This window comes from Pseudomonas sp. GD03858 (assembly GCF_029840925.1).
In the GTDB taxonomy this organism is placed as follows: domain Bacteria; phylum Pseudomonadota; class Gammaproteobacteria; order Pseudomonadales; family Pseudomonadaceae; genus Aquipseudomonas.
Window position 1 is genome coordinate 1 of record NZ_JAOCDM010000139.1, and the last position, 13,099, is coordinate 13,099.

The following is a 13,099-nucleotide window of genomic DNA, read 5'->3' on the forward strand; positions in this document are numbered from 1 at the left end:
CCCGATAGTCCTTCGGCGACTGCTCGAAGTGCTTCTTGAATGCCCGGCTGAAATGCGCCGAGTCGGTGAACCCCCACTTGTAGGCGATCGAGGTGATCGACTCGCGCTGAAGGAACGGATTGCCCAGGTCGTCCGCGCTGCGCTTGAGCCGCGCACGCTGGATGTACCGGCAGACACTGTCGCCTTCCTCCTCGAACAGGCGATACAGATGCCGCACCGAAATACTCAGGCGTTCGGCCAGGTTGGCCGGGGTCAGCCCCGGCTGGCCCAACGACTCGTCGATCACCTTCTGCACGTGACCGCGCAGGCTGGCGCCGCTGAGGCCGGACAACAAGCCCGGGTTGTCCTCGCCACGCTCGAAGCCGGGCTCGAGCAAGGCGATGAACGCCGCCTGCAGGGCATCGCCCTGGGTTTGCCCGGCTTCGTCGCCCTCGCGGCACAGCTGATCCATCAGCAGGTGCAGCATGCGCCCGCAGGCGTTGGTCGAGGAGATCTTGCCGAACGCCGCCCCCTGCCCTGCCAGGTGCTTGCACACTTGCTCGCGGGACAGCGACAAGGACACATGCTCGATCAGGCCGAACGGGGTTATCTCGCAAGGCCCCACCGAATCCATCAGCAGCAGTTCCCCCGGCGAAAGCTGGACGCTCACACCGCCTTGGGTGACCTGCGAATAGCCCATGCGCTGGCTCACCAGGAAACAGTGCTGGTCGTCGTCGCGGTCGGGGTTGTCGCCCAGGCGTCGGATATTGCCGGCGTTGGTGCGCAGGTTGGCCAGGGCAAGGCCGGCGCGATTGAAGGTCGAAATCTCGCCGATGAACAGCGAGCGGTTGAAGGCAAGCTCGGTCTGGAACCGGCCACAGACCTTCTGCATGGCCGTGGTCCAGTGCTCCAGGCCGTCGTGGGCCGGGTTTGCGCGCAGCGAAGAAGCGGATTGGGGCATGGGCATGGCGACCTCCATACGCAACGATTGTTGTTATGGGGCAATTGTTAACATGTTATCAATGATGGCACAACTGTCATCTTGTTCCCGAGCGCCCCGCTCGGGCTCCTCAACCTGGTGCGATACCTGTGGGAGCGGGTTTATCGGGGCGCTACAGGATACGCAAGGATGGGTTGACTTCAGAGATCGCGCAGGGTGCCTGCCAGCGCGTCGAACGCCTGCCAGAGATGCTGGCGCTGCTCAGTGGCGAGGGGGATGTAGCGACGGAACGCAGGCACCCGGTTGACCACCTCGCTGGCGCCCATGTGCTCCAGCGTCACCTGCCACTGGCCGTCGCGGCAGTCGATGGCCAGGCGCTTGAAGTCCAGGGGCATGAGCATGGCGTGGACCGCTGCCAGGCGTGCCTGCAGCGTCTCGAACAGGGCCTGGTCGCCACTGCGCAGTCGGCAGGCAACGCCAGTACGACGCAGCGCACCGGTGTGATGCAGTTCGGCACGCAACGTGCCCTGGCCGCGAGCAGGCACGCGCAGGATGAACTCGCACATCACCAGATGCATCAGCAGGTGACTCTCGGTACGTTCACGTACTTCGATCTGTGGGCCATCCTCGCGGTAGGTAAAGCGTGCTGCGGATTGCAAATCCGTCAACCCAAGATTGCGCTGCAGCCGCGCCAGGGTCGCACCCGGCCGGTATCCGGCCGGGGCGCGTGGACGGGTCAGACGCTCAAGCCAGTTTGCCGACATGCTGCACCTGCGTGTTGTGAGACTGACCTGGTTCGGCGGCGAATTCCTTCTCCAGCACGTCCTCGACCCGAGCTGGCCGGAACGGATTGACCTTCTGCACGCACAGCGTCCAGAATAGCGCATAGGCGGCGGTAGCGCCGAGCATCACGGCGAACGGCACATAGACATCGGCAGGATCCATGCCCGGTGGGGTGATGAACCACATGCCCAGCAGGATGCCCACGCTGGAGACGATCTGCGGCAACGGGAACAGCGGCGAACGATAGGCGCGCGGCAGGTCCGGACGACGGATGCGCAAGATCACCACCGACAGGGTCACCAGCAGGTAGGCCGTGCTCCAGGCACATACCGCCGCCAGCACCAGGTGCAGGATGTTGTCGGTGTTGCCGCCCAGGTACCAGGCGTGCAGGCACGGGATCAGCGCCACCACCAGGATGCACAGCAGCGGCGTCTTGAAGCGTGGGTGCAGGTAGGTGAAGACCTTGGGCAAGGCCCCGTCCACCGCCATGCCGTAGAGGATGCGCGGCACCCCGGCCATCAGCGTGTTGATGGTGGCGGCCCCGGCGAACAGAAAGCCGATGCCCAGCCACACCGGGCCGATATCGCCCATCACCTGCTCGGCGAAACGCGGGATCGCCATGGGCGTGTCCAGCAGGTGCACGCCGTTGGCCGCGTCGAGCACGACGTTTTCCACCTGGCGCTTCATCGCCGCGCCGTAGATGAACATGCAGCTGGCCACGCCGAACAGGCCCAGGGCCATGGCCTTGGGCATCACCCAGGCCGAACGGCGCAGCTCCGGCGCCAACGGGGTGACGAATTCGCAGCCGACGAACATGAACATGGCCATGCCCACCAGCGACAGGATGGTCATCAGGTCGGTGCCGACCAGCGACACGCCGAACGGCCCTTCCAGCGCCACCGCGGGCGCGGCGATCAGCCCTAGCACGCCGAACACCATCAACGTGGTCCACATGCCGAAGGTCAGCACCACTTCGGCGCGGCCGAAGGCGCTGACACCGAACGCATTGAGCACGCCGAACACCAGCACGAAACCCACCCCCAGCAGCCAGGAGCCGCCGGCCGATTCGGCCAGGGTATTGAGGTGTTCGAAGTTCACCAAGGCCATGACCCCGGAGAGGATGGTCTCGGCGGTGCCGGCGAACACGTGCACGATCAGGTAGGCCGAGAGGGTCCCGGTGATGGCGAAGAAGCGGCCCAGGCCGCAGTTGATGTAGTCGTAGACCGAGCCGGTGGTCGGCAGGATCGCCGCCGCCTCGGCGAAGGTGGTCGACTGCGCCAGCATCATTACCGCCGCGATCACCATGGCCACGGCGAAAGCGCTGCCGCCAATGCCGAAGCCCATGGTCGCGGTGAGGATCACGGGGCTTGCCATGATCAGGCCGACGGTGCTGGCCAGCGCGGTGGGAAAGCCAACGCTGCCACGGTTGAGGTGCTCGGTGAGCTTATTGTTGATTGTCATGGGTGGGCCCTGGGTGGACGAGGGAAAGATGACCGCTTGCCGGGCGCGCCGCAAGTGCTGGCGATCGCCGCGAGTTCGTAAGGGTGTTTGGCATCCATCGCGGGGCAAGCCCGCTCCCACGCCTGTTACCCAGGTTGCGTGGGAGCGGGCTTGCCCCGCGATGGGCTCAACACCACTACCCGATCACTTTGACGTTCCCCGCCACAGCGGTCTTGCCACTGCCTGCCGCCCTACTTGTTGCTGGCTGCCAGTTCAGCCCTGCAGCATGCCCTGGATCTGCTGGGTAGCCTGGCGCGTGCTGGCCGCCAGCTTCTTCACTTCATCGGCCACCACCGAGAAGCCGCGCCCCACCTCCCCGGCCCTGGCGGCCTCGATGGCAGCGTTCAACGCCAGCAGGTTGGTCTGCTCGGCAATGCCGCGAATCACCCCCACCGCCGTGGCGATACGGGCATAGGTGGCCTGGTTGTGGGCCTGCAATTGCTGGTGGCTGGCCTGGGCGTCGCGCTCGTCGCTGATGTCGCGGACCGCGCCGAGCACCCGCACCAGCACGCCCTGTTCGTCGCGTACCGCGCGGCCCCGTTCGCGGCACCAGATGTAGCCACGGCGCTTGTGCCGCATGCGGTACTCGAACACATACTCGCCGCTGGCCTGGGCGCCGAGAATCTCGCGGTCGAACACCGCCATGATCGCCGCCAGGTCGTCGGGGTGAGTGATGCTCACCTGGGCGTCCCAGCCATCGGCCAGCTCCTGGGGGCCATAGCCCATCACGGCGCGAAAGGCATCGGACAGGCGCATGCGACTGTGCGTGTGATGCACCTCGCCATGGGCCACCTCGATGTCCCAGGTACCCTCGGTGAGCGTGGTTTGCAGCAGCGCCCAGAAATGGCTTTGCCGCCGATGCGCCTCACTGGCCTGAACATGCTCGTCGAGCTGTTCGCGCAGCGCCGCGCACTCGGCCTGCAGCCGCTGCTGTTCGGCCACCTGCTGCGCCCTGGCCTGCTGCTGGCGCTCCAGCGCCTGGGCCAATGCCTGCAACTCGTCGCTCGCCTGTTGCAACTGCCGGGCCTGGGCCTGGCGCTGCCGTTCCAGGTCCTGGAAAGCCTGCAGCAGCGTCGGGTGCTGGCGCACCTCGACCAGACTCTCGGCAATCTCGCCCTGGCCAAACCGCGCCAGCGCCTCGCTCAGCGCGCCTACCCACCGATCACTGCGAAACAGCATCCGCGCCCCCTTCATGGCCATGGACAAAAGCGTCAGTTCAGCCGATTCGCAGGATGCGGTCTTGCGTGCGCCTGCCGCCGCCTTGATCCATGCTGCCAGGGATCAGCTGGCAATGATGGCCTTGAGCACCGTCCTGAAGGTCTCCAGCTGCGCCTCGCTGAACTGGCCGAAAACCTGCTCCTGTTGCACCTGGGCGATCTGCCAGAGGTCCTCGGTCTGCTCGCGCCCGGCCTCGGTCAGGCACACCCGGCCGTTGTCGTCGGTCACCAGCCCTTTGTCGGTGAGGTTGACAATCGCCTCGCTGACTTCGCGCTCCGGCATCGCCACTTCGCGCAGCAGGTCCGCCGGGGCCAGGCCAGCGTCGTGCTCGAGCACCATCAGCATGCGCGCCTCGCTGGTGCGCAGGCCCGTGGCCAGTTGCCGTGGCTGGTAGCTGTGCTGGTAGCTGCGCAGCGCCTGGGTCATCAAGTAATACAGGTTGTGCCGCAGACGCCCCTGGAAGTGGCTGATGGGCGCTGCGCCTTCCGTGCGGCGGGTCATGCGTGTATGCGGCAGGACCATCGAGTAGGCCCCTTGGTGATAGAGCAGTGGCGAACGCCCCAGGTCGTCGAAGGCCAGCACCCGGCCGATCAGGATCCAGTGATCGCCGCCATCGAGCTGCTGGAACTTCTCGCAGATAAAGCGCGCCGCGCAGCCCAGCAGCAGTGGCGCGCCGCCTTCGCCGGTTTCACAGACGATACCGGCGAAACGGTCTTCGCTGGGGCGGGCGAAGGTGTTGGACAGCTCGATCTGGTCGGCGGCCAGCACGTTCACGGCGAAATGGCTGGCGGCGTCGAACACCGCATGGCTGCTGGAGCGCTTGTCGATGCTCCAGAGCACCAGCGGCGGGTCGAGGGACACCGAGTTGAAGCTGTTGGCGGTGACGCCAACCCGGCGCCCCGAGGCATCGGCGGCAGTGATCACGGTGACGCCGGTGGCGAAATTGCCGAGGGCGCGGCGAAAGGCACGGCTATCGAAGGGAGTGGACATGCAAGGCTCCATCATCGTTGTTGGACTGGGCTGGATCGGTTTGTGGGAGCGGGCTTGCCCCGCGATTACGTCAGGCGCGTCGACCGGGGTGCCTGGTCGAGCGCCAGCGCGGGGCAAGCCCGCTCCCACGTTGTGCCAACCCTGTTCATCGGTTGCAGCTCAGGTCATCGCCGGATCCGGCTCCAGCCCCATCAGCTCGCGGCCAAGAATCTGCGCGCAGACGTCATAGTCGGTGTAGGCATGCGCCCCGGTCATGTGCGCGTCGCGGAACAGTCGCTGCATCTCGTTGCTGTCGAACCACGCGCCACCGCCAGCGGCCTCCATCAGCCGGTCCACGGCCTGGATGCACAGTTTCACCGCATACCCCTGGTTGGTGCGCCAGTAGGTCAGCTCGGTGCGGGTCGGGTATTGGTGGCGGGCGCTGTGCTCGGCGATCTGCTCCCAGCTCTTTTCCAGCAACGCCCGCGCCGCGGCCACCTGGTGGGTGGACTCGGCCAGGCGCATCAGCGCCGGGGTGGCAGCGCCCACGGCGGCCCCGGTGTAGGCGCGCACTCGGTTGCGGGTCTTCTCCTTGAACGCCTCGAGCATGCGTTCGGCGATACCCAGGCTGACCGTGGAGAACCCGCTGGCGAAGTACGGTCGGTACGGATTGAAGTAGATGGCGCTGTCCGGGTACAGCCCAAAGCCCGCCGACTTGCCTTCCATCATGTCCTTGGCCTTCTGGATGCGATGCTCGGGCACAAAGGCACGCTCGACGACCAGCGTGCGGCTGCCGCTGGCGCGCATCCCGGCGGCGAACCAGTCGTCGCGGATCTGGTAGTCGCTGCGCGGCAGCACGGCGAAGCAGTAGTCCTGGCCACCCTCGGGATTGGTCCTGCGAAAGCCCATGATCGCCCATTCGGCATGGTCGCAGCCGCTGCTCCAGCCCATCTCGCCACTGAACAGCACGCCGCCTTCGACCTCTTCGGTCCGCCCGAACGGCGCGATGCTGCTGCTGGCGGTGGCATCCGGATCCGCGCCCCAGATCTCATCCTGCAACCGCGCCGGAAACATCGCCAACTGGTGGCTGTGGGTACACAGCAGGCTCATGGCCCAGGCGGTGCTGGCACAGGCGCCGGCCAGCGTGGCGATGCATTCGGCGAACTGCGGCAGGCTGATTTCCAGGCCGCCGTAGTGCCTGGGCAGGAACGCCCTGTGCAGGCCGATGGCCTTGAGCGCGGCGATGTTCTCGGCGGGCACGGTACGCTCACGCTCGGCCTGCTCGGCGCGGGCGGCAATGGCCGGCAGCAAGGGCTTGAGGTCTTCGAGCAGGAAGTTTGGCTTTTTCATGGTCTGGCTCATTGTTATTGGACCCTGGCGAGCCTCGCCTTCGACGCTCGGCTCGCTGATGAATGCCGGGTCAGTATGGGAGCCGTGGTCGAGACGGAAAATGCAACTTCCGCACCTCGTATTGCACTTTTCGTGGCGCCTGGCAGGCAGGGTCATGCAGGCGGCATGGGCAGACAAGATCGCCATCGTGTCGCGCTTTAAGCTGGGGGAAATCGGGCCGCGACGCGGCCCATCGCGGGGCAAGCCCGCTCCCACGAAGCCCTCGGCAAACCACCCGGAGCCCTGCCATGAGCGACATCGCCCTCCTCCCCAGCGTCAGCGCCTTCCTGGCCCGCGACCACGGTCTGTACATCCATGGCGCAGCGATCGCCAGCCAATCCACCGCCCGCATCACCGTGCACAACCCGGCCAACGGCGAAGCCATCGCCCAGGTCGCCGATGCCAACCTGGCCGACGTCGAGCGCGCCGTCGAGTCGTCCCGCCAGGGTTTTGCCAACTGGTCACGCACCAGCCCCGCCGCCCGCGCCGCGGTGTTGTTGCGCCTGGCCGACCTGCTGGAGGCCAACCGCGAGGAACTGGCCCAGCTGGAAACCCTGCAATCGGGCAAGCTGATCGGCATCGCCCGCGCCTTCGAAGTGGAACAGGCCGCGCACTTCCTGCGTTACTACGCCGGCTGGGCAACCAAGATCACCGGCCAGACCATCACCCCGTCGCTGCCCTCCTTCGCCGGCGAGCGCTACAGTGCCTTCACCCTGCGCGAGCCGGTGGGCGTGGTGGTGGGCATCGTGCCGTGGAACTTCGCCACCATGATCGCCCTGTGGAAACTGGCCTCGGCCCTGACCACCGGCTGCAGCATCGTGCTCAAGCCCAGCGAGTTCACCCCGCTGACCCTGCTGCGCATCGCCGAGCTGGCCAGCGAGGCCGGCCTGCCGCCGGGCGCGCTGAATGTGCTGACCGGCGGCGGCCTGGTGGGCAAGGCGCTGGTCGAGCACCCCGGCACCGACAAGGTATCGTTCACCGGCTCCGTGCCCACCGGCATCGCCGTCGGCCAGGCCGCCATGGCCGCCAAGCTGACTCGCGCGACCCTCGAGCTGGGCGGCAAGAACGCGGTGGCGTTCCTGCCCGACGTCGCCCTCGACAAGGCCGTGGACGGCATCATCGAAGCCGGCTTCCTGCACAGCGGGCAGATCTGCGCCGCGGGCGAGCGCTTCTACGTCCATCGCTCGCGCATCGAACCGCTGCTCGAAGCGCTGTCCCAACGCTTGGGCCAGCTGAAGATCGGCTCGCCGCTGGACGAAACCACCCAGTTCGGCCCGGTGGCCAACAAGCCGCACCAGCAAAAGCTCGGCGAGCTGTTCGCCATTGCCCGCGCCGAGGGCAACCGTATCGTCCATGGCGGACGTCTGGGCGACGGCCCCGGCTGTTTCGTCGAGCCCACCGTCATTCTCGCCAATAGCGCGGGCGACACCTTGCTCAACCAGGAAACCTTCGGCCCGGTGGCGACCTTCCTGCCCTATGACGACGAGGACGAGTTGCTGCAGTTGATGAACGCCTCGCCCTATGGCTTGAGCGCGAGCCTGTGGACCAACGACCTGGGCAAGGCCATGCGCCTGATCCCGGAAATACAGGCCGGCACCCTGTGGGTCAACATGCATACCCTGCTCGACCCGGCGGTGCCGTTCGGCGGCATCAAGGCCTCCGGCATCGGCCGCGAGTTCGGCTCGGCCTTCATCGACGACTTCACCGAGCTGAAGTCGGTGATGATGCGCTACTGACCATGGGCGCCGCCACCCATGACCTGGGGCGCTACTGCCTGCAGGCCTTCAGCCAACAGGTGCCGGCCTCGCTGGCGGCGTTCTACCGTGTCGATGCCGAGCAGCAGGCCTGCGACTTCCTGTTGCAGGACCTGCAGGCGCCGATGCATGCCCGCTACCTCGAGCACTATCGGGCTTTCGACCCACTGCAGCCCGCGCGCTGCCAGGCCATCGGTCACCCGGTGGTGTCGCTGCGCCAGGGCCTGGCCTGTCTGCCAGCGGCCCAGGGCCACACCTACCGGCGCTTTCTGGCGCAGCACCAGGTGGTGGACGTGGTGGAGATCATCGCCCAGGTCGATGGGCGCCCCGTGGCCGGCGTCTCCTTGCTGCGGTGCGCCAGCCTCGGCGAATTTCGCGGCGATGAACTCGCGCGTCTGCTGCCGCTGCACGGCCTGATGCAACTGGCGCTGGCCAGCGAGCCGGCAATCAGCCGGCCCGCCTCGGTCGAGCTGACCCCACGCGAACGACAGATCGCCGAACTGCTGCGCCAGGGCAGCAGCAACAAGCTGATCGCCCGCGCCTTGGGCGTCGGCCTGCCGACGGTCAAGACCCACCTGATCAACCTGTTTCGCAAGGTCGGCGTGGGCAACCGCACCGAACTGGTGGCCAGCCTCTACCTGTGACTCAACCTTCCGGTTGATACCGCCCCAAGTCTGTCTCTTGCACCCTGTGGCCATCCCAACCACAGGAGTCACCACCATGCCGAACCAAGCCGACTGGATCACCGTGGGCGCCCTCGCCGAAGGCTTCGCCCCGGAAGCCTTCATCCTGCCGCAACTGGCCGATCTGTCCGGGCGCACGCTCACCCTGCACTTCGCCAACGGCTGGATCATCGAACACCGCTTCGACAGCGAGCGCCTGCATTGGCAGGCGGCTGACGGCCACAGCACTGGCAGCGCCGAGTACCGAGCGAGCTCCGTGCGGCCTGGCATCTATCTGGTCGATTTCCTCAAGCACGAGGCGGGCCAGGCCTGGTCGGTATCGCTGGTGCTGGACACCTCGAGCCAGGCCTTCACCGCCGTGCTCGGCCGTCTGCCCGACCAGGCACGCATCCAGCGTGGCCTCTACGAGCTGGCCCTGGCCGGCGAGGCGCTGACCGGCGTCGAAGCCCGCTTCCTGCACGGCAGCCTCGACCGCCCGTGGCAGAACGGCGCCTGCCCGCACGCACCGACCACCGAGCTGGTCGGCCTGCGCAACCACTACCGCTACAGCCCCACCGAGGAATACGAGCACATCTACCTCAACGCCAACCACTACAGCTGGCAATGCCTCAAAGGCGTCGAGCAGGGCCTGTGCGACACCGATCGGGCGTACTACTACAAGATCGCCGAGCAGCTGTACCTGTTCGTCTGGTGCGAAAAGATCGTCCCGACCCTGGGCCTGGTGATGATCGACCTGGCACGGCACCGCAGCGACGGCAAGATCTTCGGCTACCAGGGCGGCGGCTTCGATGCCCTGGCCAACTTCCCGGTATCGTCCCACTGCCGGGTGCTCAACCGCACGGAGCACCTGCCGTGAGCCGCAGCGTGCTGATCACCGGGGCCGGCAGCGGCATCGGCGAAGCCTGCGCCCTGCGCCTGGCCAGCCAGGGCTGGCAGGTGGCGCTGGTAGGCCGCCGCGCCAAGGCACTGGAACGCGTCGCGCAGGTATGCGGCGGCCTGGTGCTGGCTGGTGATGCCGCGGACAGCGCCACCTGGGCGGATTTCATCGAGCAGGTGCGGGCCCGCTTCGGTGGCCTCGACGCGGTGATCGCCTGCGCTGGCGGCCATGGACTGGGACGGGCCGACCAGACCAGCGACGATGCCTGGCGCGAGGCCCTGCGCAGCAATCTCGATAGCGCCTTCCATACCGCTCGCGCCTGCCTGCCGCTGCTGCAAGCGCGGCGTGGCAGCCTGGTGCTACTGGGCTCCATCGCCTCGCTGGCCGCCGGCCCCGAGGTCTGCGGCTACACCACCGCCAAGCATGCTCTGGTCGGCCTGACCCGCTCGCTGGCCCGCGACTACGGGCCACTCGGGGTGCGGGTCAACTGTGTGTGCCCAGGCTGGGTACGCACGCCCATGGCGGACCAGGAAATGCAGCCATTGATGGCGCATTACCAGGAGGATCTCGACGCTGCCTACCGCCGAGTCACCGCTGACGTGCCGTTGCGCCGCCCGGCCAGCAGCGTGGAGATTGCCGCCGTGTGCCAGTTCCTGATCAGCGCCGAGGCCAGCATCGTCACCGGCGCGGTGATCACCGCCGACGGCGGCTCGACGGTGGTCGACGTGCCGACCCTGGCGTACGCCCACCTGGAGCAGCCCGCATGAACCCGCGCTACGGCTTCGAAGGCAGCACGGTGCTGGTCACCGGCGCGGCGGGCGGGATCGGCCAGGCCATTGTCGAAGGTTTTGTCCGTGGCGGGGCTCGAGTGCTGGCGGTGGACCTGGACCCACTGGCGTTGCAACGCCTGGTCGAGTCACAGGCCGAACAAGGCCATCCGGTCCAGGCCCATGCCCTGGACCTGGCCGACCACGCGGCGATCACCCAACTGCTGACCGGGCTCGAACGCCTGGACGTGCTGGTGCACAACGCCGCCTACTTCCCGCTCACGCCGTTCGCCGAGATCGTCCCGGCGCTGCTGCGGCGCACCCTGGCGGTAAACCTGGAGGCATTGTTCTGGCTGACCCAGGGCGCCTTGCCGCTGTTTCGCCGCCAGGGTGGCGGTTGCGTGCTGGCCACCTCCTCGGTGACCGGTCCGCGGGTTGCCTACCCGGGGCTCAGCCACTACGCCGCATCCAAGGCCGGGGTCAACGGTTTCATCCGCAACGCCGCGCTGGAGCTGGCGCCGCTGAACGTCAGGGTCAATGGCGTGGAGCCGGGGATGGTACGCACACCGGCCATGGGCAATCTCGGGGATGCGGCCCTGAATGCGCGTATCGCGGCCGCCGTGCCCCTGGGGCGGTTGGGGGAGCCTGCGGATATCGCCGCGGCGATGCTGTTCCTGGCGTCCGACGCCGCCCGCTACATCACCGGCCAGACCCTGGTGGTGGACGGCGGCGCGACCTTGCCTGAAAGCGCCGCGAACCTTTGATGGCAAGCCTCGTGGGTGCGGACCAGCCACCTGCACTGGCGGCTACGTGCAAGCCGTCTGGCAGCCACGGGCAAGACCGCCGCCACCGTTCCACGCGCTAATAACCCGTCACCTTCGACACCTGCCTCCACAACGACGCGGCACTCAAGACCGCACACAACAAACGAGGATCGATCCATGCGTCTCACCCCACGTCGCACCGCCCTGGCCACCGCCCTGGCCGTGCTGGTCCATGGCCAGGCCAGCCCGGCCTACGAGCTGTACGCCGATGATGACAGCCACCTGAACGCCGATCTGCTGGCGGTCTGGGGCATGTTCAACAGCCGTCACAACTACGACGGCACCCAGGGTGGCTCGACCTGGCGCGAAGCCTTCATCAAGTACGGTCTCAGCGGCGACCAGGGCCTGGCCGGCAACGGCACGCTTTATGGCGCTTTCAACTGGGTCAGTTCCGGTGCCTGGGGCGACGGCGACGCGGGCGGCAACCAGGACGGCTCCGAACGCACCACCAAGATCGAGGATGCTTACCTGGGCTGGCGCTCGGGCGACCTGTTCCCGCTACTGGGCAAGGATGGCGTGGACATTTCCGGCGGTCGCCAGGTGATCCAGCTGGGCACGGGTTTTCTGATCAACGACGACGGCCCCAACCTCGGCAAGGGGCCGGCCGATGGCCACCTGAACCGGGGTGGCGGCTTCTACCTGGGCGCGCGCCATGCCTTCGACCGCACGGCGGTGCTGCGCCTGGGCGGCAAGGAGGGGTTGCACGGCAGCGTGCTGTGGCTCAAGTCCGACAACCGCGCCCAGGCCGAGACCGAGCTGGCCGCTGGCACCCTGGACTACAGCCACGAGCTGGGCACCCTGGGCCTGACCTACATCCACGGCATCGACGTGGCCGATCAATGGGCCAGCGAGTTGCAGAAGGCCAGGGAAGGCATGGATGTCTACAGCCTGCGCGGCGAGGGCAATGCCGGCCTGGAAAACACCCGGCTGGCCTTCGAGTACGCCTGGCAGGACACGCGTGGCGGCAACGAGAGCGCCTGGTACGCCGAGGCCGGCTACACCTTCGCCGACGCCCCCTGGGCCCCCCAGCTGACCTACCGCTACACCCGCTACTCGGCAGGCTGGGACCTTTTGTTCACCGGGCTGTCCAGCGGCTACGGCACGTGGATCCAGGGCGAGGTCGCCGGCAACTATGCCGGGCCGTTCAACACCAACAGCGGCATCCACCATGTCGGCCTGAAGGCCACGCCACGGGACGACCTGACCGTCGGCGCGCTGTTCTTCGATTTCAATACCGTGCGCACCCGCGACACCCTGAACCTCGACGCCCAGGAGCTGGATCTGTATGTGGAATGGGCGGTCAGTGAGCACCTGATCGTCACCCCGTTGCTGGGGCTGTTCAAGCCGCGCAAGGATCAGAGCAATGGCGGCAACCAGGTGGGCAGTGGCACCAACGTGTACAGCCAGCTGACGGTG

Annotated in this window: 11 protein-coding genes and 2 pseudogenes; 6 read left to right on the forward strand and 7 right to left on the reverse strand. The window is 67.1% G+C overall.

What is annotated here, in order from left to right; translation table 11 throughout:
• The 7 genes and pseudogenes from feaR to N5D48_RS23850 all read right to left on the reverse strand — a co-directional run.
• Positions 1-946, reverse strand: a 946-nt coding sequence (gene feaR, locus N5D48_RS23820; RefSeq protein ID WP_279888467.1) for a transcriptional regulator FeaR, incomplete at its 3' end; no start/stop codon positions are given.
• A gap of 173 nt (positions 947-1,119) precedes the next feature.
• Positions 1,120-1,683 (reverse strand): DUF3156 family protein, encoded by a 564-nt coding sequence (locus N5D48_RS23825; protein WP_279888468.1) that lies wholly within the window; start codon positions 1,681-1,683, stop codon positions 1,120-1,122.
• Positions 1,664-3,163, reverse strand: a complete 1,500-nt coding sequence (locus N5D48_RS23830; RefSeq protein WP_279888469.1) for an APC family permease — start codon at positions 3,161-3,163, stop codon at positions 1,664-1,666. The genes N5D48_RS23825 and N5D48_RS23830 overlap by 20 nt, the downstream gene beginning before the upstream one ends.
• 258 nt (positions 3,164-3,421) lie before the next feature.
• Positions 3,422-3,712: pseudogene (locus tag N5D48_RS23835) on the reverse strand (methyl-accepting chemotaxis protein); the annotation flags it as partial.
• Positions 3,713-4,402: pseudogene (locus N5D48_RS26205) on the reverse strand (PAS domain-containing protein); the annotation flags it as partial.
• Between the two features lie 81 nt (positions 4,403-4,483).
• Complete coding sequence (locus N5D48_RS23845; RefSeq protein WP_279888470.1) at positions 4,484-5,410, reverse strand: p-hydroxyphenylacetate 3-hydroxylase reductase component; 927 nt, start codon at positions 5,408-5,410, stop codon at positions 4,484-4,486.
• A gap of 159 nt (positions 5,411-5,569) precedes the next feature.
• A complete protein-coding gene (locus tag N5D48_RS23850; protein ID WP_279888471.1) occupies positions 5,570-6,739 on the reverse strand; it encodes a p-hydroxyphenylacetate 3-hydroxylase oxygenase component in 1,170 nt (389 codons plus the stop codon).
• Positions 6,740-7,026: 287 nt separating this feature from the next.
• Between N5D48_RS23850 and N5D48_RS23855 the strand changes: the two genes are divergently transcribed.
• The 6 genes from N5D48_RS23855 to N5D48_RS23880 all read left to right on the forward strand — a co-directional run.
• The gene (locus N5D48_RS23855) at positions 7,027-8,514 is read left to right on the forward strand and encodes an aldehyde dehydrogenase family protein (protein WP_279888472.1); all 1,488 of its coding nucleotides are present in this window, start codon (positions 7,027-7,029) and stop codon (positions 8,512-8,514) included.
• A gap of 2 nt (positions 8,515-8,516) precedes the next feature.
• Entirely contained in the window at positions 8,517-9,176 is a 660-nt protein-coding gene (locus N5D48_RS23860) for a LuxR C-terminal-related transcriptional regulator (RefSeq protein WP_279888473.1), read from the forward strand.
• 76 nt (positions 9,177-9,252) lie between these two features.
• On the forward strand, positions 9,253-10,071 hold the full coding sequence (locus N5D48_RS23865) for a molybdenum cofactor biosynthesis F family protein (protein ID WP_279888474.1): 819 nt from the start codon (positions 9,253-9,255) through the stop codon (positions 10,069-10,071).
• Positions 10,068-10,859 (forward strand): SDR family NAD(P)-dependent oxidoreductase, encoded by a 792-nt coding sequence (locus N5D48_RS23870; protein WP_279888475.1) that lies wholly within the window; start codon positions 10,068-10,070, stop codon positions 10,857-10,859. The genes N5D48_RS23865 and N5D48_RS23870 overlap by 4 nt, the downstream gene beginning before the upstream one ends.
• Complete coding sequence (locus N5D48_RS23875) at positions 10,856-11,623, forward strand: SDR family oxidoreductase (protein WP_279888477.1); 768 nt, start codon at positions 10,856-10,858, stop codon at positions 11,621-11,623. Before N5D48_RS23870 ends, N5D48_RS23875 begins: the two co-directional genes overlap by 4 nt.
• 177 nt (positions 11,624-11,800) lie before the next feature.
• Positions 11,801-13,099 (forward strand): hypothetical protein (locus N5D48_RS23880; RefSeq protein ID WP_279888479.1); only part of this gene is annotated, 1,299 nt, incomplete at its 3' end.

Bases quoted from the DNA above. Each gene is read 5' to 3' on its own strand.
- N5D48_RS23825 (WP_279888468.1), bottom strand. From the start codon at position 1,683: ATGTCGGCAAACTGGCTTGAGCGTCTGACCCGTCCACGCGCCCCGGCC.
- N5D48_RS23830 (WP_279888469.1), bottom strand. From the start codon at position 3,163: ATGACAATCAACAATAAGCTCACCGAGCACCTCAACCGTGGCAGCGTT.
- N5D48_RS23845 (WP_279888470.1), bottom strand. From the start codon at position 5,410: ATGTCCACTCCCTTCGATAGCCGTGCCTTTCGCCGCGCCCTCGGCAAT.
- N5D48_RS23850 (WP_279888471.1), bottom strand. From the start codon at position 6,739: ATGAAAAAGCCAAACTTCCTGCTCGAAGACCTCAAGCCCTTGCTGCCG.
- N5D48_RS23855 (WP_279888472.1), top strand. From the start codon at position 7,027: ATGAGCGACATCGCCCTCCTCCCCAGCGTCAGCGCCTTCCTGGCCCGC.
- N5D48_RS23860 (WP_279888473.1), top strand. From the start codon at position 8,517: ATGGGCGCCGCCACCCATGACCTGGGGCGCTACTGCCTGCAGGCCTTC.
- N5D48_RS23865 (WP_279888474.1), top strand. From the start codon at position 9,253: ATGCCGAACCAAGCCGACTGGATCACCGTGGGCGCCCTCGCCGAAGGC.
- N5D48_RS23875 (WP_279888477.1), top strand. From the start codon at position 10,856: ATGAACCCGCGCTACGGCTTCGAAGGCAGCACGGTGCTGGTCACCGGC.